We start from the raw sequence: 14188 nt of genomic DNA, 5'->3' as shown, positions 1-14188 counted from the left end.
TAGGGGTCAGCTCCCGCGGGTCACCGCCGCCTGACGCCGTTCTTCGCCCTTCTCCTCGAGCTGCCTGACGATCTCCCGCAGCGAGGCGGCCAGCTCGGTGCACTCCGCGGGGCTGAGCCGTTCGGTGACGAACGCTTCTTCCTGGTTGAACTCCGGGAAGAGCTCCCGCATCAGCCGCTCCCCTTCCGGGGTCAGCGCGAGCAGCACCAGCCGCCCGTCGACGGGATGTTTGCGCCGGGTGACCAGGCCGTGCGCTTCCAGGGTCTTCATGACCCCGGTGAGCGTGCCCTTGGTGATCCCGGACTCCGCGGCGACGTGCCTTGTCTCCTTCTCGCCGAAGATCCACACCACCCAGAGCACCACGAACGCGGTCCAGGTGAGCCCCGCGGTGCGCAGGACCGAGTTCTCGAAGTGCAACCGGACCGCCGTCGCGGTCCGATGGAGGTTGGCCACCGCCTCCATCCGCTCCCACAGCAGTGGGATCCCGCCCAGTTTGGCCCGTACGGCGTTCTCTGTCTCGGCCAGTGTGTGATACCCGGTCAACAGCCACATCCTCACCGGCCCCGGAGGTACCAGCCCGGTGGGCGCGCACCCCCCGCGCACCCGCTCCGCCGATCGTATGCGGAACGGCGGGCGTCCACAGTGGTCTTTCCGGGTTGCTCTCCACTAAGCGGCGGGCGCCAAGGGTGCCAGCAGATCCTGTCCTGTTTCGGACAATCGCGCGGGTACCCGGCTACCGCGAACCCCGCCGGCGGGCATCCGGATCAGCCCGGCGTGAGCGAGGCGGTGTGCCGTGCTCTGGTCGCTGCACGGCAGGCCGTCGACGTAGAGGTCTGGTTCCAGGCTGACGGTGATCTCAGCCCTGCCCTGTGCCACGGCTCGCAACATGGCCAGGGCCCGGTATGAGAGGCCTTCGGGGTCTCTGGTGGTTTCTGTCATTCGGGTTCACTCCTCTGACCTGGGAGTTTCCCGTGCGCCGCGGTTCAAACATCACGCCGGTCACCGCGCGGGGACGGGTGCGCGATGTTCGGCGATGTCACCGAACAGGTCGCCCATCTCCTCCACGCGCTCGAGCACCTGCTCGGCGGTGAACAGCAGGTCGGCGGCCTTGCGGCAGGCTTCGACCTCCTCCCAGGTCACCGGCGTGGAGACGGTCGGGATGGCGCGGCCGCGCAGCGAGTACGGCGCGATCGTGGTCTTGGCGGTGTTGTTCTGGCTCCAGTCGATGAACACGCGACCGGGGCGGATGGCCTTCGCCATCCGGGCGACCACGGTTTCCGGCGACCGGCGCGCGAGCTCCTCCGCGACGGCCTTGGCGTACTCGGAGGTGCGCTCGTCGGACCGCGTGCGCACCGGGCAGTACAGCTGCATTCCCTTGTTGCCACTGGTCTTCGCGTACACCGTGAGACCGTCTCCGATGAGGAGGTCGCTGAGCGTCTCGGCCACCCGGCAGCAGTCGACGACGTCCGCGGGCGGGCCCGGGTCGAGGTCGAACACCAGCAGATCGGGTGATTTCCGCGCGCCGCGCGGGCCGACCGTCCACTGTGGAACGTGCAGTTCCAGCGCGGCGAGATTGGCCGCCCACATCAGCGTCGGCAGGTCGCCGACCACCGGATAGTCGAGCGTCTCCTCCCCGCCGCGGCGGCCGCGGTTGGTGAGCCGCGCCGTGCGCACCCAGTCGGGCGCGTGGCGGGAAACGTTCTTCTCGTAGAACGGTTCGCCGTCGACGCCGTCGGGGAACCGGCGGAACGTGGCGGCGCGGTCGCGCAGATGCGGGAGCAGGACAGGGGCTATCCGGCGGTAGTAGTCGAGGACCTCACGTTTGGTGAAACCGTGCGCGGGGTAGAGCACCTTGTCCAGATTGGACAGCCCCAGCCGCCGTCCCTCGACCTCGACCGTTATCCGCTCCTCAGGCACCCTTCGACGATAGATCACCGGCGGGGTTTCCGGGGTACCGTGAGGCATGAGCACCGTGCCGGACGCGATCGCCCCGATGCTGGCGACCGACGGCGAACTGCCCACCGGCGGGTGGGGTTACGAATACAAATGGGACGGCTACCGTTGCTGTCTGCGTGTCGCACGGGGCGGCGAGACGCGTCTGACCAGCCGCCGTGGCCTCGACATCACGGCGACGTATCCGGATGTGACCGCTGAGGCGCTCGGCGGCCGCGAAGCCGTCCTCGACGGCGAGATCGTCGTCCTCGACGACCAGGGGCGCCCCAGCTTCCCGCTGCTGCAGACCCGGCACCTGCGCACGCCGGACGCGTCGCTGCTGGAACGCAGCCCGGTGCACTTCTTCGCCTTCGACGTGCTGTTTCTCGACGGCGATGTCCTGCTCGACGAGCCATACGCGGCCCGGCGCGAGCTGCTGACCTCCTTGAGCGCCGGCGGCCGCATCGCCATCCCTCCGGGTTACACCGACGACGACATCTCCCCCGGCCAGCTGCTCGACGTCGTCCGGCAACACGGGCTCGAAGGGCTGATCGCGAAGAAACTCGACAGCCGGTACTACCCCGGCAAGCGGACCCGGCAATGGATCAAACAGGCGCTGTGGCACACCCAAGAAGTCGTGATCGGCGGCTGGCGTCCCGGTGACGGACGGCGCTCGGGGACACTCGGCGCGCTGCTGCTGGGCGCGCACGACGCCTCCGGTGACCTGCGGTACATCGGCGACGTCGGGACCGGGTTCAGCGACAAGGTCCTCGATGATCTGCACGCCCGGCTCACGCCGCTGGAGCGGAAGAAACCGCCCTTCGCTTCGGAGGTCCCGCGCGATCGGGCGCGGCGAGCGCACTGGGTGGAGCCCGAACTCGTCGGGGAGGTCGTGCACCGGAACTGGACCCCGGACGGCCGCCTGCGGCATACGACCTGGCGGGGGCTGCGGGCGGACAAGACGCCCGAAGACGTCGAACTGCCATGACAGCGGCTCACAGCGGCCGGATGGCGCCTGCCTGTTCGAAGCTGTCGCGGCGATCGAGGAGCGCCTTGGTGACGGCCTCCGGGGTCAGTGCACCCGGACCGTACTCGTGCGCGAGATCGATCCCCAGTTGCACGGACGCCTGGTCGGCCTTGTCCCGCCAGGCGTATCGAATGTCGTTCGGCTCGACCCGGACCGGCGTGAAGGCCAGCGAGGCGACACGCCAGGCGACCGCGAGCGCCTGGACTTTGTCCTCGTCGGTGTAGAGCCACGCCATCGCGGGTTCGCGGCTCCCCCGGACCGTCTCGATCTCGGCTCTGACGGCCACCCACAACCCGTGGGCGTTGTTCGGCTACTGCTCCGGGAGCGGATCGGCATGACTCAGCACCGAGCTCTCCGCCGGCCGGTATTCGCCCAGGAAGGCCGTGCCGAGTGGATCGACGCCGATTCCGGTCCGCTTGGTTTCGACGGTCCGCCGGAACTTGCCCCATTCGCGTTCCATGTCGTCGCCGATCGCGATGAGTTGCGCCCCGATCCGGTTCACCGTGGCGATATCCATGTCGACGGACATCGGGCCTCCCTTCCCTTCAGGACATCGTCCGGCCAGTCCACGAGGGTGGGGCCGTCGTGGCCTGTACCGGCCAGACCGTGTCCCTCGCGTGTCAGCGCCGTGGCGGTCCGGTGTCAGGCCGGTCGGTGATCGTTGCTTTCAACACCGAGAGATCACCACCGCGAAGGAGTTCGAGATGTCTGTTTTCCCCACCCCGCAGCCGATCACCGCCACGCTGACCACCGCGGGTGCCCGGGTGCGCGTCACCGCGAGCGAACGCCTCGACACGGTGGTGCTGGTCGAGCCGATCGACGCCGCGAGCAAGTCGGACGTGAAGGTCGCCGAGAGCACCAAGGTCGGCTTCGACGGCGGAACGCTGTCGATCGAGACGAAGAAGGCGGGCGGCAAGAACGGCTCGGTCGCGATCACCGTCGAGGTGCCCACCGGTTCTCAGCTGGTCTTGAACACGGCTTGGTCGGAGGTGAGTGCCGACGGGCAGTTCGGTGACTGCGCGCTGGAGGTTTCGTCCGGGCAGGTCCGGATCGACCGCGTCGCGGCGGTGCGAGGCAATCTCGCGGCCGGCGAGATCGCGATCGGGCACGTCGCAGGAACCGTGGACCTCGAAGGCGGCTCGGCCGGAGTCCGGATCGGTGATGTCGAAGGCACCGTCAAGTACTCGGGCGCGACCGGCAAGGTCTGGATCGGGCACGCCCGGTCCGGCGTCGACCTTTCCGGTTCGAGCGGCAGTTTCGACATCGACCGCGCCGACGGCGACGTCGTCGCGCAGGCCGCCAACTGCCCGATCCGCGTCGGACGGCTGTCGCGCGGCGAGGCCGAACTGACGAACGCGTCCGGCGGCATCGAGGTCGGCGTCGTGGGCGACGCCGCGTCGGTGGATGCCAAGAGCACGAAGGGATCCGTGCGCAACTCCTTCGCCACGGACAACGGCGAGGGCGGCGTCAAGGTCTACGCCCGCACGCGGCTCGACGACATCGTCATCCACCGTGCCGCCTGAATCCGAAACTACGGGGTGGTCGCAATTAGTCGACTAATTGCGACCACCTCTCCCTCTGTATTCGACTGACTGCCGCCGATCGCACCCTCCGCGGCAGCTTCGGCCGTCAACGGCGCCAATGGTGGAACGACATAGACAGACCCCGGTTGCTCACGTCATGCCCGGCGGGAGATCGCTAAGCTCGGGAACCGCGGATCTTGACGACAACTCACCTTGGAGTCGTTTGATGAAGCTGGCTTGGGACGGCTGCCTCAACGGCCGCGACGTAGGCGGACTGCCCTCGGCCGATGGTCGGCGGATCCGTTTCGGCGCGCTTCTCAGATCGGACAGCCACAACCGGTTGACCGCCGACGGGATCGCGGCGGTCCGCGGCGCGGGGATCGGTCGCATCCTGGACCTCCGATGGGCGCGAGAGACCGCTCGGGAACCGAGCCCATTCGAGGACGATCCCGCGTACCGCAACGCGCCCTTGATCGCCGAACTGGCGGAACAAGGCACGACCATGCCGGACGCCTACCGAACCATGCTCGACGACAACCGACGTCAGATCACCGGCGTCTTCGTACAGCTGGCCGATGCACCGCCCGGCCCGCTCGCGGTGCACTGCAGCGCGGGCCGAGACCGGACGGGAGTGCTCGTCGCGCTCGCGCTGAGCGTCGCGGACGTTCCACCCGCTTCGATCGCCGCGGATTACGCGCTCACGGAAGGCTGTAGCGGCGACACGATCCTCCGAACTCTGAGTCACCTGGAGAACCGTCACGGAGGCGTGCACGCTTACCTGATGAAGGGTGGAGCGAGCCTTACTCAGCTGAGGCAAGTAAAGGATCGCCTGCTTTCCTGAGACCACGAAGTCTCCGACCCTCATGACCCGAACCTGTCCAGCGCCTCCAGCTTCCAGGCCCGCTTCACATCGCTCGAGCGATGCCCCGAGCCGTCGTCGATCAGCAACTCCGCTCCGGGCCAGGCGCGGGCGAGTTCCCAAGCCGTGTCCACCGGGCAGCTCAGGTCCCGGCGTCCATGGATCAGCACTCCGGGAATGTCCCGCAACAGACCGGCGTCGCGGATCAGCGCACCGGGTTCCAGCCAGCCCGCGTGGGAGTAGTAGTGCGTGACGATGCGCGCGAAAGCGAGTTCCCACTCGCCGATCGGACCATTGTGGACGGTCGCACCGGGCTCCAGTGACAGCACGGTGTCCTCCCAGACACACCAAGAACGGGCGGCCTCGGTCCGCACACGTGCGTCGGGGTCGTCCATGAGCCGCGCGTAGGCGGCGACCAGGTCACCGGTGAGGTCACCGCGGAAGCGTGCCCATTCTTCGGGGAAGAACCTGCCGACGCCGCGATACAACCAGTCGATCTCGGACTGCCGTGTCGTGCTGATGGAACTGACGACGATCTCGGTGACCCGCTCCGGAAACCGTTCGGCGTAGGCGAGCGCGAGCGTCGTACCCCACGAACCTCCGGTGACGAGCCAGCGGTCGATACCCAGGTGTTCCCGCACTCGTTCCATGTCGGTGACGAGATGATCCGTCGTGTTGTGCCGCATGTCGGTCGCCGGATCGCTCGCGTGCGGGGTGCTGCGGCCACAGCCGCGCTGATCGAAGAGCACCGCGCGGTAGCGGGCCGGGTCGAACATCCGCCGCATGCCCGGCGTACAGCCTTGTCCGGGGCCGCCGTGCAGCACGACCGCCGGCTTCCCGGCCGGGTTCCCGCAAGTCTCCCAGTAGAGGACGTTGCCGTCACCTACATCGAGCAGCCCCTGGTCGTACGGTTCGACAGGTGGATACAGATCGATCATGAACCCAGGCTAGACCGTCAGTGAGGCCACGAAACACTTTCGCCGCAACGAAGTTCAGCACACCGGCCCTTTCCTCGCCGTGGCCGAAGGGGGAGATTCATTGATACCGGCGAAAATCCACGGATGGGAGAACCATGGCGGTTGACGGCGGGAACCTCACTCTTGGTGTGGAGGAAGAGTTCGTCCTGCTCGACCCGATGGACGGCTCGGTCGCGTTGCGCGCCCCAAATCTTCTCGAAAGCCTCGGCCCCGGACCGGACGTCGCCGGTGAGCTGATGCGGTTCCAGATCGAGACCGCGACCGGCGTCTGCCTCGGCCTGGACGAGGTGCGCTCGGAACTGGCGCGACTGCGGCAGACCGTCGCGACGGCGGCGGAGGCCGACGGTTGCCTGATGGTGGCGGCGGGGATCCCACCCGGCGACCTGCGGGAAGACACGCTCACGCCCGAGCCCCGGTACCGGCGGATGGCCCAGGCGTTCCCGGATCTGATCGACAAGGCGGGGACGTGCGCCTGTCATGTGCACGTCGGCCTGCCGTCGCGGGATCTCGGAGCGCGGGTCCTCGCCGGGCTGCGGCCGTGGCTCGCCCCGTTGCTGGCGCTCAGTGTCAACTCCCCGGTGGAGAACGGTGCCGACTCCGGATGGTCGAGCAGGCGCTTCCCGATCTGGGACCGGTGGCCGACGGCGAAACCACCCGACGAATGGTCCGGCGCGGCCGCGTACGACCGGAGCATCGGGGAGGCCTTGCGCCACGGCGCCGCGCTCGACGCGGCGGGCGTGTACTTCTACGCCCGCCTTTCCCCTCGGTATCCCACTGTCGAGGTGCGGATCGCCGACGTCTGCCTGGCCGTCGACGACGCGGTGCTGCTCGCGGCACTGGTGCGTGGACTGGTCGCGACCTGCGCCGGGACGCAGAACCCGCCACGGGCCCGCGGCACGCGGATCGGCGCCGCCTTGACGGCCGCCGCGCGGCGGGGTCTCGACGGGCCGGGCATCGACGTCTTCACCGGCAGGGAGACCGATCAGCGCGACCTGCTCGGCGAACTCGTCGAGTTCATCCGGCCGGCGCTCGAGGCCGCGGGCGACGCGGAAGAGGTCGATCGGGGGTTGGACTCACTGTTCGAACACGGGACCGGCGCGGCCCGGCAACGCCGGTTGTTCGCGGAAGCGGGTTCCCTTGGCGAGTTCGCCGCGGATCTCGCCCACGCGACGACGAACGTCCTGACCCGGTAGGCGAAACCGGGGTCACAGCCAGCCGGACTCCCGGGCGATCCGGACCGCGTCGACCCGGTTACGGGCGCTGAGCTTCGAAACGATCGTCGTCAGGTAGTTCCGCACGGTACCGGCGGACAGGAACAGTTCGGCGGCGATCTCGGTTGGGTCGGAGCCGACCGACGCCAGCCGGAGCACCTCGATCTCGCGGGTGGTGAGCGGGCATTCTTCGCTGTCCCAGGCGGCGAGCGCCAGGTCGCCGTCGACGACGCGCCGCCCGGCCGCGACCCCGCGGACCGCGTTGGCGAGCCTGTCGGCGGGCGCGTCCTTGCGCAGGAAACCGTTGACCTTCGCGGCCAACGCCCGCCGCAGGGTTCCGGGACTGCCGAGCGAGGTGAGGATCAGCGTGCGCACCCCGGGCAGTTGTTCATGCAGTTCGGCGGCCGCGGTGAGGCCGTCCTTGCCGGGCAGGTCGATGTCGATGAGCGCGATGTCGGGACGCGCGGACTGGGCGAGCGGGAGGATCTCGTCGCCGCTGGCGCATTCGGCGACGACCTCGATGTCGGCTTCCAAGCCGAGCAGCGCGACCAGGGCCCCACGGACAATGTGCATGTCCTCGGCCACCAGGACCTTGATCATCGACCCCATCTGCCTTTCGCCTGCGTCTCGCCCACGAGCCGACGATACTATCCTCACACACACGTTCCACGAAATGGAAACCGACCCTTGACCGCCGAGGGGGACGCGGTCAAGGGCCGGTTCTGTGTTGCCGCGGGAATACGTTCTTCGGACCGCGCCAACACGGCCGGGGAGGTTCCGGCGTGAATGCGCTACCAGGAATTCTGCGGCCACCGGACACGGAGATCCAGTGTGCACACCACCGGGAGGCCGTGGTTTTCGCATGGTCGGCCTACCGTGAAATTTTCACGTCATCGCACACATGAATCCATATCCGGCGGTGAATCAAGCACTTCAGGAGAAGCGGCGGCGAACACTACTGTCGGAAACCGCGAAGCATGCCAGAATTCCTCGAGCGAAAGGACGGCACAATGGATGAGACTGTCCGGCGAGCCGTGGAGCGAGCCATTGGGGCCATGAACGAGAAACTGGGCGAAGAGCTCACTATCGACGACATCGCCCGCGCCGCGACGTTCAGCAAATTCCATTTCACCAGAGTGTTCCAGCAGGCCACCGGCGTCTCACCCGGCCGGTTCCTGTCCGCGCTGCGGCTCGACGAGGCCAAACGCCTGCTGCTGACCACCTCGATCACGGTCGCCGACATCAGCCGCCGCGTGGGCTACAACAGCGTCGGCACGTTCAGCACGCGGTTCAGCGGCCGCGTCGGCCTCTCCCCCTCGGCGTACCGCCGGCAGGGCGGTTTCCAGCGCCACCTGGCCGGCGAACCCCGCCCCGGCGCGAAGCGGGCGATCGTCCGGGGATTCGTGTCGGCACCGCCGGAGATCTCGCCCGGCCTCGTCTTCGTCGGTCTCTTCCCGACGCGTATCCCCGAGGGCGCGCCCGTGCGCTACACGGTCATCGACGCCCCCGGCCCTTACCAGCTGACCGAGGTCCCGGAAGGCGACTGGCACCTCGTCGCGCACTGCGTGACCGGCCCGCTCACGCGCCGCGGCACCGGGTACACCGGGCACCACGGGCCGATCACCGTCGAGCCGGGCGTCACCGCGCGGCTGGCGGACCTGCGGATGCGCCCCCAGCGGCTGTTCGACCCACCCGTCCTGCTCGCGCTGCCCGATCTGCGGCATCGGCCGCAGCCGTTCAAACACGCGGCCTGACCCTCACCCGGGTGCAATGAAAGGGGCGTTCAGGACGAAAGCCGTCTTGAACGCCCCTTTCATGACGTCCACGGGCCCTCAGGCGGACAGGCGGCCCGCCGAAGGGGCCAAACCGTCACGGATGTTCTGCCGCCACAGTTCGTAGGCGGGTGTTCCGTCCTCGGCGTCCTCGGTGACTTCGGTCGAGTCGGCCAGGTCGACGGCCTCCTCGATGCTCAGCCCGGCGAGCGCCCGTGCGGCGCGGCGGGTGTGCGGCGGGACGAACGACGAGAACGTCCTCGCCTTCACCGCGAACACGACGCCGAGCCCGAGTTCGTCCTGGTGCTCCCCCGCCGCCTCGCGCAGCCTCACCAGCCCCGGCCGATCGCAGCCGCCCGCGAAGGTCGAGGCCAGCCCGACCCCGCTCCACAGGTCCGGACGGCGTCCGGCGGGGAAGCGGTTCACCGCCGCCGCGACCTTGACCGGGTCGCCGCCGTTGATGAACCACAGCGCCCGCCCGATGCCCTGATCGCACGCGCGCGGGAAGTACGCGGGGGCGCCCGCCCAGGGGTACGGCTTGGGGACGAACTGCTCACCGACCCACTTGCGCGTGTCGAAGTAGGCGCGGTCGAAGGCATAGCCGTCGACCGCCAGCCAGCTCATCGTCGGGTGGAACGGGACGCCGTCCAGTTCCGGCAGCACCTTCTTCCACAGCGGCCGGGGCAGCCGGGCCATCGCGAACCCGATGCCGATGTAGGTCAGGAACACGTGCGGGAGACCCGGGCCGCTCATCAGTTCGGCCGTGCGGTCCTTCCGGCCGCCGGGCATGACGTCGAGGATGGTGAACGCCATCGCCGCGCCCTCGTAGGCGAACCCGCGCATCTCCGGCTCGACCATGTCCAGCCGCCGTTCGGCCTCCCACAGCGCCGGGGCGTCGATCCCCCACTCGAAGCCGCACACCACCGACTGCGGGATCGACTCCAGGCGGGCGGTCGCCGGCGTCGGCGGCACTCCGAAGCCGCGCCCCTCGAAGCCGACCGAAGCCAGCGAAGGCGCGAACATGACCTTGCGCAGGGCACCCAGCAATGAGCTCATCACATACGTCCTTTATGGATAGTGGCGGCTTCGCGCGCGAACCGGCTCGTGCCGAGGAGACCACGGCGTGATCGCCGCCCGCTCGACAGCCGATCGAGGTCGGCGCCGGTACCGCCGAACAGGCCCATCCCTGCCCCGGGAAAAGGGCGAGTTCACCCGTTCGCCGGACGAATTCACCGGAATGGAACGTACTCAACGGGAAATGAAAACCACTGAAGGCGGCCTTTTTACCGTCTTCTGACCTGACAGCGAGTAATCGATCGCTTGCAGTTTCACTACAGTCGAAGCCGCGTCATCGTCGCAGCTCACCCGGACATTGATCATGTCGATCAGGCCGCCGAAAAAAGCACAACCTTGAATCGTGCGATTCAGATTCACTCTTCCGGGTTTGCTATGTACACTGAGAGTTAGCGTGTTTCTGGGGAAGAGGAGGTCGGAGTGATCCGAGTCCTATTGGCCGAGGATATGCACATGGTCCGCGGCGCCTTGGTCGCTCTGCTGAACCTCGAACAGGACATCGAGGTCGTCGCGGAGGTCTGTTCGGGCGACAAGATCCTTCCGATGGCCGCGGAGTACCTCCCGGACGTCGCGATCATCGACATCGACCTGCCCGCCAAGGACGGGCTCGCGGCCGCTTCCGAACTCTGCCAGCAACTTCCGAGCGTCCGCACCCTGATCCTCACGTCGCTCGGCCGCCCGGGCACCGTGCGCCGCGCGCTCGACGCGAAGGTCAACGGCTTCCTGCTCAAGGACGCGCCCGCCGACAAACTCGCCAACGCCGTCCGCTCGGTCGCCATCGGCCGCCGCGTCATCGACAGCGAACTCGCGTTGTCCGCCTGGGAAACGGAAGACTGCCCGCTGACACCACGGGAAGCCGAGATCCTCCGCCTCGCCGCGAACGGGCGCACGGTCGCCGACATCGCGGCGGAACTTTTCCTTTCACCGGGAACCGTGCGGAACTATCTCGCCACGGTGGTCACGAAACTCAACGCCCGCAACCGGGTGGACGCCATCCGCATCGCCACCGATTCGGACTGGCTCTGATCCGGTCCGCGTCTTCTCTTTTGTCACAACCGGTTCACCGCTCCAGGTCGTGACGATCGCATACGGGGCAACGAAGAAATCATGACCCACCGGGTGCTTCCGGCACTGTTCCGAAGGTTCCGCCTCTGTCACCGTCATCGAGGGGGAGTCCGCCGAAGGGGCAGGGGATGCACGCGATGATCATCGAACCGGGTGACACGGCCACCGCACCGGTCACCTCGACCAGGGTGCCGGACGGGGTGCGCGCGCGACTCCTCGGCCCACTCGAACTGCACATCGGCGACGCCGATCGCGCACCGAGCACACCGAAACTCCTGCAACTGCTGGCGATGCTGCTCATCCGTCCCGGCAAGACGGTCCACGTCGACTCCCTGGTCCACGAGCTGTGGAACGACGCGCCCCCGCGCAGTGTGCGCCGGACCCTGCACACCTACGTCCACCACCTCCGCCGTCACCTCGATCCCGACGGCAACGGTGGCCTGCTGGTCACCAGCTCTCCCGGTTACCGGCTCGAGATCGACGCGGGCGTGGTCGACGTGTCGGAGTTCCACCGGCTCCACCGGCTCGGCCGGGACCTGCTGGACGAAGGCGACAACGCGGCGGCCGCGCACGCCTTCCGTACCGCGCTGGACCTGTGGTCCGGTCCCCCGCTGGCGAACATCCACTGTGGACCGACCCTGGCCGCCTACACCGTCTACCTGCTGGAGCATCGGCGCAACGCCCGTGACCTGTGGATCGACGCCGAGATCCGCGCCGGCCGGCACCGGGAGATGCTCGGCGTGCTGCGGTCGCTGACCACCGCGAACCCGTTCGACGAGACCCTGCACATCCACCTGATCCGCGCGCTGGGGCTCAGCGGACGGCGCAGCGACGCCCTGGCGTCCTACGAGCGGCTGCGAACCAGGCTCGAGGACGAACTGGGGGTGAAACCCTGCGCCGAACTGCGAGAGCTGCACCGCGAACTGCTTTCCGAGGGACACCCGATCCGCTGAACGAGCCTCACCCGCCACCACCAGATCAAGGAAACTGAGGAGTCAAGCATGACCGCTCGCACCTACGGCCAGTTCTGCGGCCTCGCCCGCGCGCTCGAGATCATCGGGGAACGCTGGTCCCTGCTCGTGATCCGCGACCTGGTGCTCGGACCGAAGCGCTTCGACGAGCTCCAGCACGGCCTGCCGAAGATCCCGACGAGCATCCTGTCGACCCGGCTGAACGAACTCGAACGGCACGGCGTCGTCCAGCGCCGGGTCCTTTCGCAGCTCGACGCCGGAGTGGTCTACGAGCTGACCGAGTACGGCAACGACCTCGACCAGATCCTGCTGCAGCTGGGCCTGTGGGGCGCCCGTTCGCTCACCGACCCGGCGGCCGACGACCTGTTCACCCTCGACGCGGCCATCCTGTCGCTGTACACGACGTTCCAGCCGGACGCGGCCCGCGGCGTCGACTGCTCGTTCGAACTCCACTACGGCGTCGACCGGATGGGCGACCAGATGATCGTCCACGCCGTGGTCGAGGGCGGCGCGATGACGGCCGGGGAGGGCCCGCATCCGGACGCGGACCTCGTCATCGAGCCGCGCGGCCCGGTCGTGCTCAAGCTGCTCAACGGCGAGATGGACGCCACGAGCGCGCTCACCTGCGGCGCGGTGGCCATCAAGGGCGAGCCGGCGAAGCTGGAGCTGTTCACCCGGCTGTTCCACATCCCCTCGGCCCCGTCGAAGGCCGAAGGGCTCGTCACGCACTGAAGACGGCCTCCGCCATTCGGCACCTGCTTGCGGTCCATGCACACGCAACGACCGCGAGCAGGCGCCGAATCGCGTCACTCGAAGCGCGAGGTGTCGCCGGCGCCCCGGCGCACGATCTCCGGCTCGCCCGACGAGAAGTCGATGACCGTGGTGGGTTCGACCCCGCAGTCTCCGGAGTCGATCACCGCGTCCACCACGTGCTCCAGATGTTCCTTGATGTCCCAGCCCTGGGTCATCGGCTCCTCTTGGTCGGGCAGCAGCAGCGTGCTCGACAGCAGCGGTTCGCCGAGTTCGCCCAGCAGCGCCTGGGTGACCACGTGATCCGGGATTCGCACACCGACGGTCTTCTTCTTGGCGTGCAGCAGACGGCGCGGAACCTCCTTGGTGGCCGGGAGGATGAACGTGTAACTGCCCGGCGTGGACGCCTTGACCGCCCGGAAGACCGCGTTGTCCACGTGCACGAACTGGCCCAGCTGGGCGAAGTCCTGGCACACCAGGGTGAAATGGTGGCGGTCGTCCAGTTTGCGGATGCTCCGGATGCGGTCGATGCCCTGTTTGTTCCCCAGCTGGCAGCCGAGGGCGAAACAGGAGTCCGTCGGGTACGCGATGAGCCCGTCTTCGCGCAGGATGTCGACGACCTGTCCGATCGCGCGCCGTTGCGGATTTTCCGGATGTACGTCGAAATACCTGGCCATGCGCCGAGCTTAAGGCCACCGCCGCCCGCCCGCCGCGAGAGCCCGCCCGGCGTGGCGTACACAATGGAACCCCGGTCCGATACACGTCTCCCATCGTGGCGTGTTCCGCGATCGCCCGCGTGGTCCGAACGCCCCACACCCGCGCGGGTGACCTCCGGCGTTTCCCTGTCCCCGGCGGGGAAATCGTCTCCTTGATCATCGTCTTCCCTTACTCGGAAGAGGCAACCGGGGTAACGAAGATGGGTTAGGATCCGAATCACACCACGATGCAGGTCGTGCGGCGGCCTCGGCCGTCGCAAGGGGGCAGCACGACAAGGATCAAGACGTCTTCTGTTACCACTGGGGTGCCT

The 14188-nt window shown here is 68.1% G+C and carries 17 protein-coding genes; 8 read left to right on the top strand and 9 right to left on the bottom strand.

Annotated elements, in window-relative coordinates:
* Positions 1-6: 6 nt before the first annotated feature.
* The 3 genes from H074_RS34220 to ligD (H074_RS34210) all read right to left on the bottom strand — a co-directional run bounded on the left by H074_RS34220 (position 7) and on the right by ligD (H074_RS34210) (position 1917).
* Positions 7-552 carry a MarR family winged helix-turn-helix transcriptional regulator gene (locus H074_RS34220; RefSeq protein ID WP_085941061.1) on the bottom strand — a complete coding sequence of 182 codons (546 nt, stop codon included), beginning with the start codon at positions 550-552 and terminating at the stop codon, positions 7-9.
* Positions 553-666: 114 nt separating this feature from the next.
* Positions 667-939 (bottom strand): hypothetical protein, encoded by a 273-nt coding sequence (locus H074_RS34215; RefSeq protein WP_007034676.1) that lies wholly within the window; start codon positions 937-939, stop codon positions 667-669.
* Between the two features lie 60 nt (positions 940-999).
* Positions 1000-1917: a non-homologous end-joining DNA ligase gene (gene ligD, locus H074_RS34210; protein ID WP_007034675.1), complete on the bottom strand. Its 918-nt coding sequence runs from the start codon at positions 1915-1917 to the stop codon at positions 1000-1002.
* Between the two features lie 46 nt (positions 1918-1963).
* Between ligD (H074_RS34210) and ligD (H074_RS34205) the strand changes: the two genes are divergently transcribed.
* Positions 1964-2920, top strand: coding sequence for a non-homologous end-joining DNA ligase (ligD, locus tag H074_RS34205; protein ID WP_007034674.1), 957 nt, complete (start codon positions 1964-1966; stop codon positions 2918-2920).
* A 7-nt stretch (positions 2921-2927) separates the two neighbouring features.
* On the opposite strand, the gene H074_RS34200 is transcribed toward ligD (H074_RS34205), so the two are convergent.
* Positions 2928-3245 (bottom strand): hypothetical protein, encoded by a 318-nt coding sequence (locus H074_RS34200; RefSeq protein WP_007034673.1) that lies wholly within the window; start codon positions 3243-3245, stop codon positions 2928-2930.
* A gap of 24 nt (positions 3246-3269) precedes the next feature.
* Positions 3270-3488, bottom strand: coding sequence for a hypothetical protein (locus H074_RS34195; protein WP_007034672.1), 219 nt, complete (start codon positions 3486-3488; stop codon positions 3270-3272).
* A gap of 175 nt (positions 3489-3663) precedes the next feature.
* Between H074_RS34195 and H074_RS34190 the strand changes: the two genes are divergently transcribed.
* Both H074_RS34190 and H074_RS34185 read left to right on the top strand, forming a co-directional pair.
* Entirely contained in the window at positions 3664-4482 is an 819-nt protein-coding gene (locus H074_RS34190) for a DUF4097 family beta strand repeat-containing protein (protein WP_007034671.1), read from the top strand.
* A gap of 226 nt (positions 4483-4708) precedes the next feature.
* Entirely contained in the window at positions 4709-5323 is a 615-nt protein-coding gene (locus H074_RS34185; RefSeq protein WP_007034670.1) for a tyrosine-protein phosphatase, read from the top strand.
* A gap of 20 nt (positions 5324-5343) precedes the next feature.
* Here the strand turns inward: H074_RS34185 and pip are convergent, their stop codons facing one another.
* On the bottom strand, positions 5344-6279 hold the full coding sequence (gene pip / locus H074_RS34180) for a prolyl aminopeptidase (protein ID WP_007034669.1): 936 nt from the start codon (positions 6277-6279) through the stop codon (positions 5344-5346).
* 134 nt (positions 6280-6413) lie between these two features.
* Between pip and H074_RS34175 the strand changes: the two genes are divergently transcribed.
* Positions 6414-7511, top strand: coding sequence for a carboxylate-amine ligase (locus tag H074_RS34175; RefSeq protein ID WP_007034668.1), 1098 nt, complete (start codon positions 6414-6416; stop codon positions 7509-7511).
* A 12-nt stretch (positions 7512-7523) separates the two neighbouring features.
* On the opposite strand, the gene H074_RS34170 is transcribed toward H074_RS34175, so the two are convergent.
* Complete coding sequence (locus tag H074_RS34170) at positions 7524-8129, bottom strand: response regulator transcription factor (protein ID WP_039924162.1); 606 nt, start codon at positions 8127-8129, stop codon at positions 7524-7526.
* Between the two features lie 455 nt (positions 8130-8584).
* Between H074_RS34170 and H074_RS34165 the strand changes: the two genes are divergently transcribed.
* Complete coding sequence (locus H074_RS34165) at positions 8585-9283, top strand: helix-turn-helix domain-containing protein (protein WP_007034666.1); 699 nt, start codon at positions 8585-8587, stop codon at positions 9281-9283.
* Positions 9284-9361: 78 nt separating this feature from the next.
* Here H074_RS34165 and H074_RS34160 read toward each other — a convergent pair whose 3' ends face one another.
* A complete protein-coding gene (locus H074_RS34160) occupies positions 9362-10357 on the bottom strand; it encodes a DUF1702 family protein (protein WP_007034665.1) in 996 nt (331 codons plus the stop codon).
* 438 nt (positions 10358-10795) lie between these two features.
* On the opposite strand from H074_RS34160, the gene H074_RS34155 reads away from it, so the two are divergent.
* The 3 genes from H074_RS34155 to H074_RS34145 all read left to right on the top strand — a co-directional run bounded on the left by H074_RS34155 (position 10796) and on the right by H074_RS34145 (position 13143).
* Positions 10796-11401 (top strand): response regulator transcription factor, encoded by a 606-nt coding sequence (locus tag H074_RS34155; protein WP_037347757.1) that lies wholly within the window; start codon positions 10796-10798, stop codon positions 11399-11401.
* Between the two features lie 167 nt (positions 11402-11568).
* Positions 11569-12393 carry an AfsR/SARP family transcriptional regulator gene (locus H074_RS34150; protein ID WP_007034663.1) on the top strand — a complete coding sequence of 275 codons (825 nt, stop codon included), beginning with the start codon at positions 11569-11571 and terminating at the stop codon, positions 12391-12393.
* Between the two features lie 48 nt (positions 12394-12441).
* Positions 12442-13143: a winged helix-turn-helix transcriptional regulator gene (locus tag H074_RS34145; protein WP_007034662.1), complete on the top strand. Its 702-nt coding sequence runs from the start codon at positions 12442-12444 to the stop codon at positions 13141-13143.
* Between the two features lie 74 nt (positions 13144-13217).
* Here H074_RS34145 and H074_RS34140 read toward each other — a convergent pair whose 3' ends face one another.
* Positions 13218-13838 (bottom strand): L-threonylcarbamoyladenylate synthase, encoded by a 621-nt coding sequence (locus tag H074_RS34140; protein WP_005154159.1) that lies wholly within the window; start codon positions 13836-13838, stop codon positions 13218-13220.
* Positions 13839-14188 lie beyond the last annotated feature (350 nt).

The sequence above is a fragment of the Amycolatopsis decaplanina DSM 44594 genome (genome assembly GCF_000342005.1).
Lineage (GTDB): Bacteria > Actinomycetota > Actinomycetes > Mycobacteriales > Pseudonocardiaceae > Amycolatopsis > Amycolatopsis decaplanina.
This window is presented reverse-complemented; position numbering and strand designations above follow the sequence as displayed.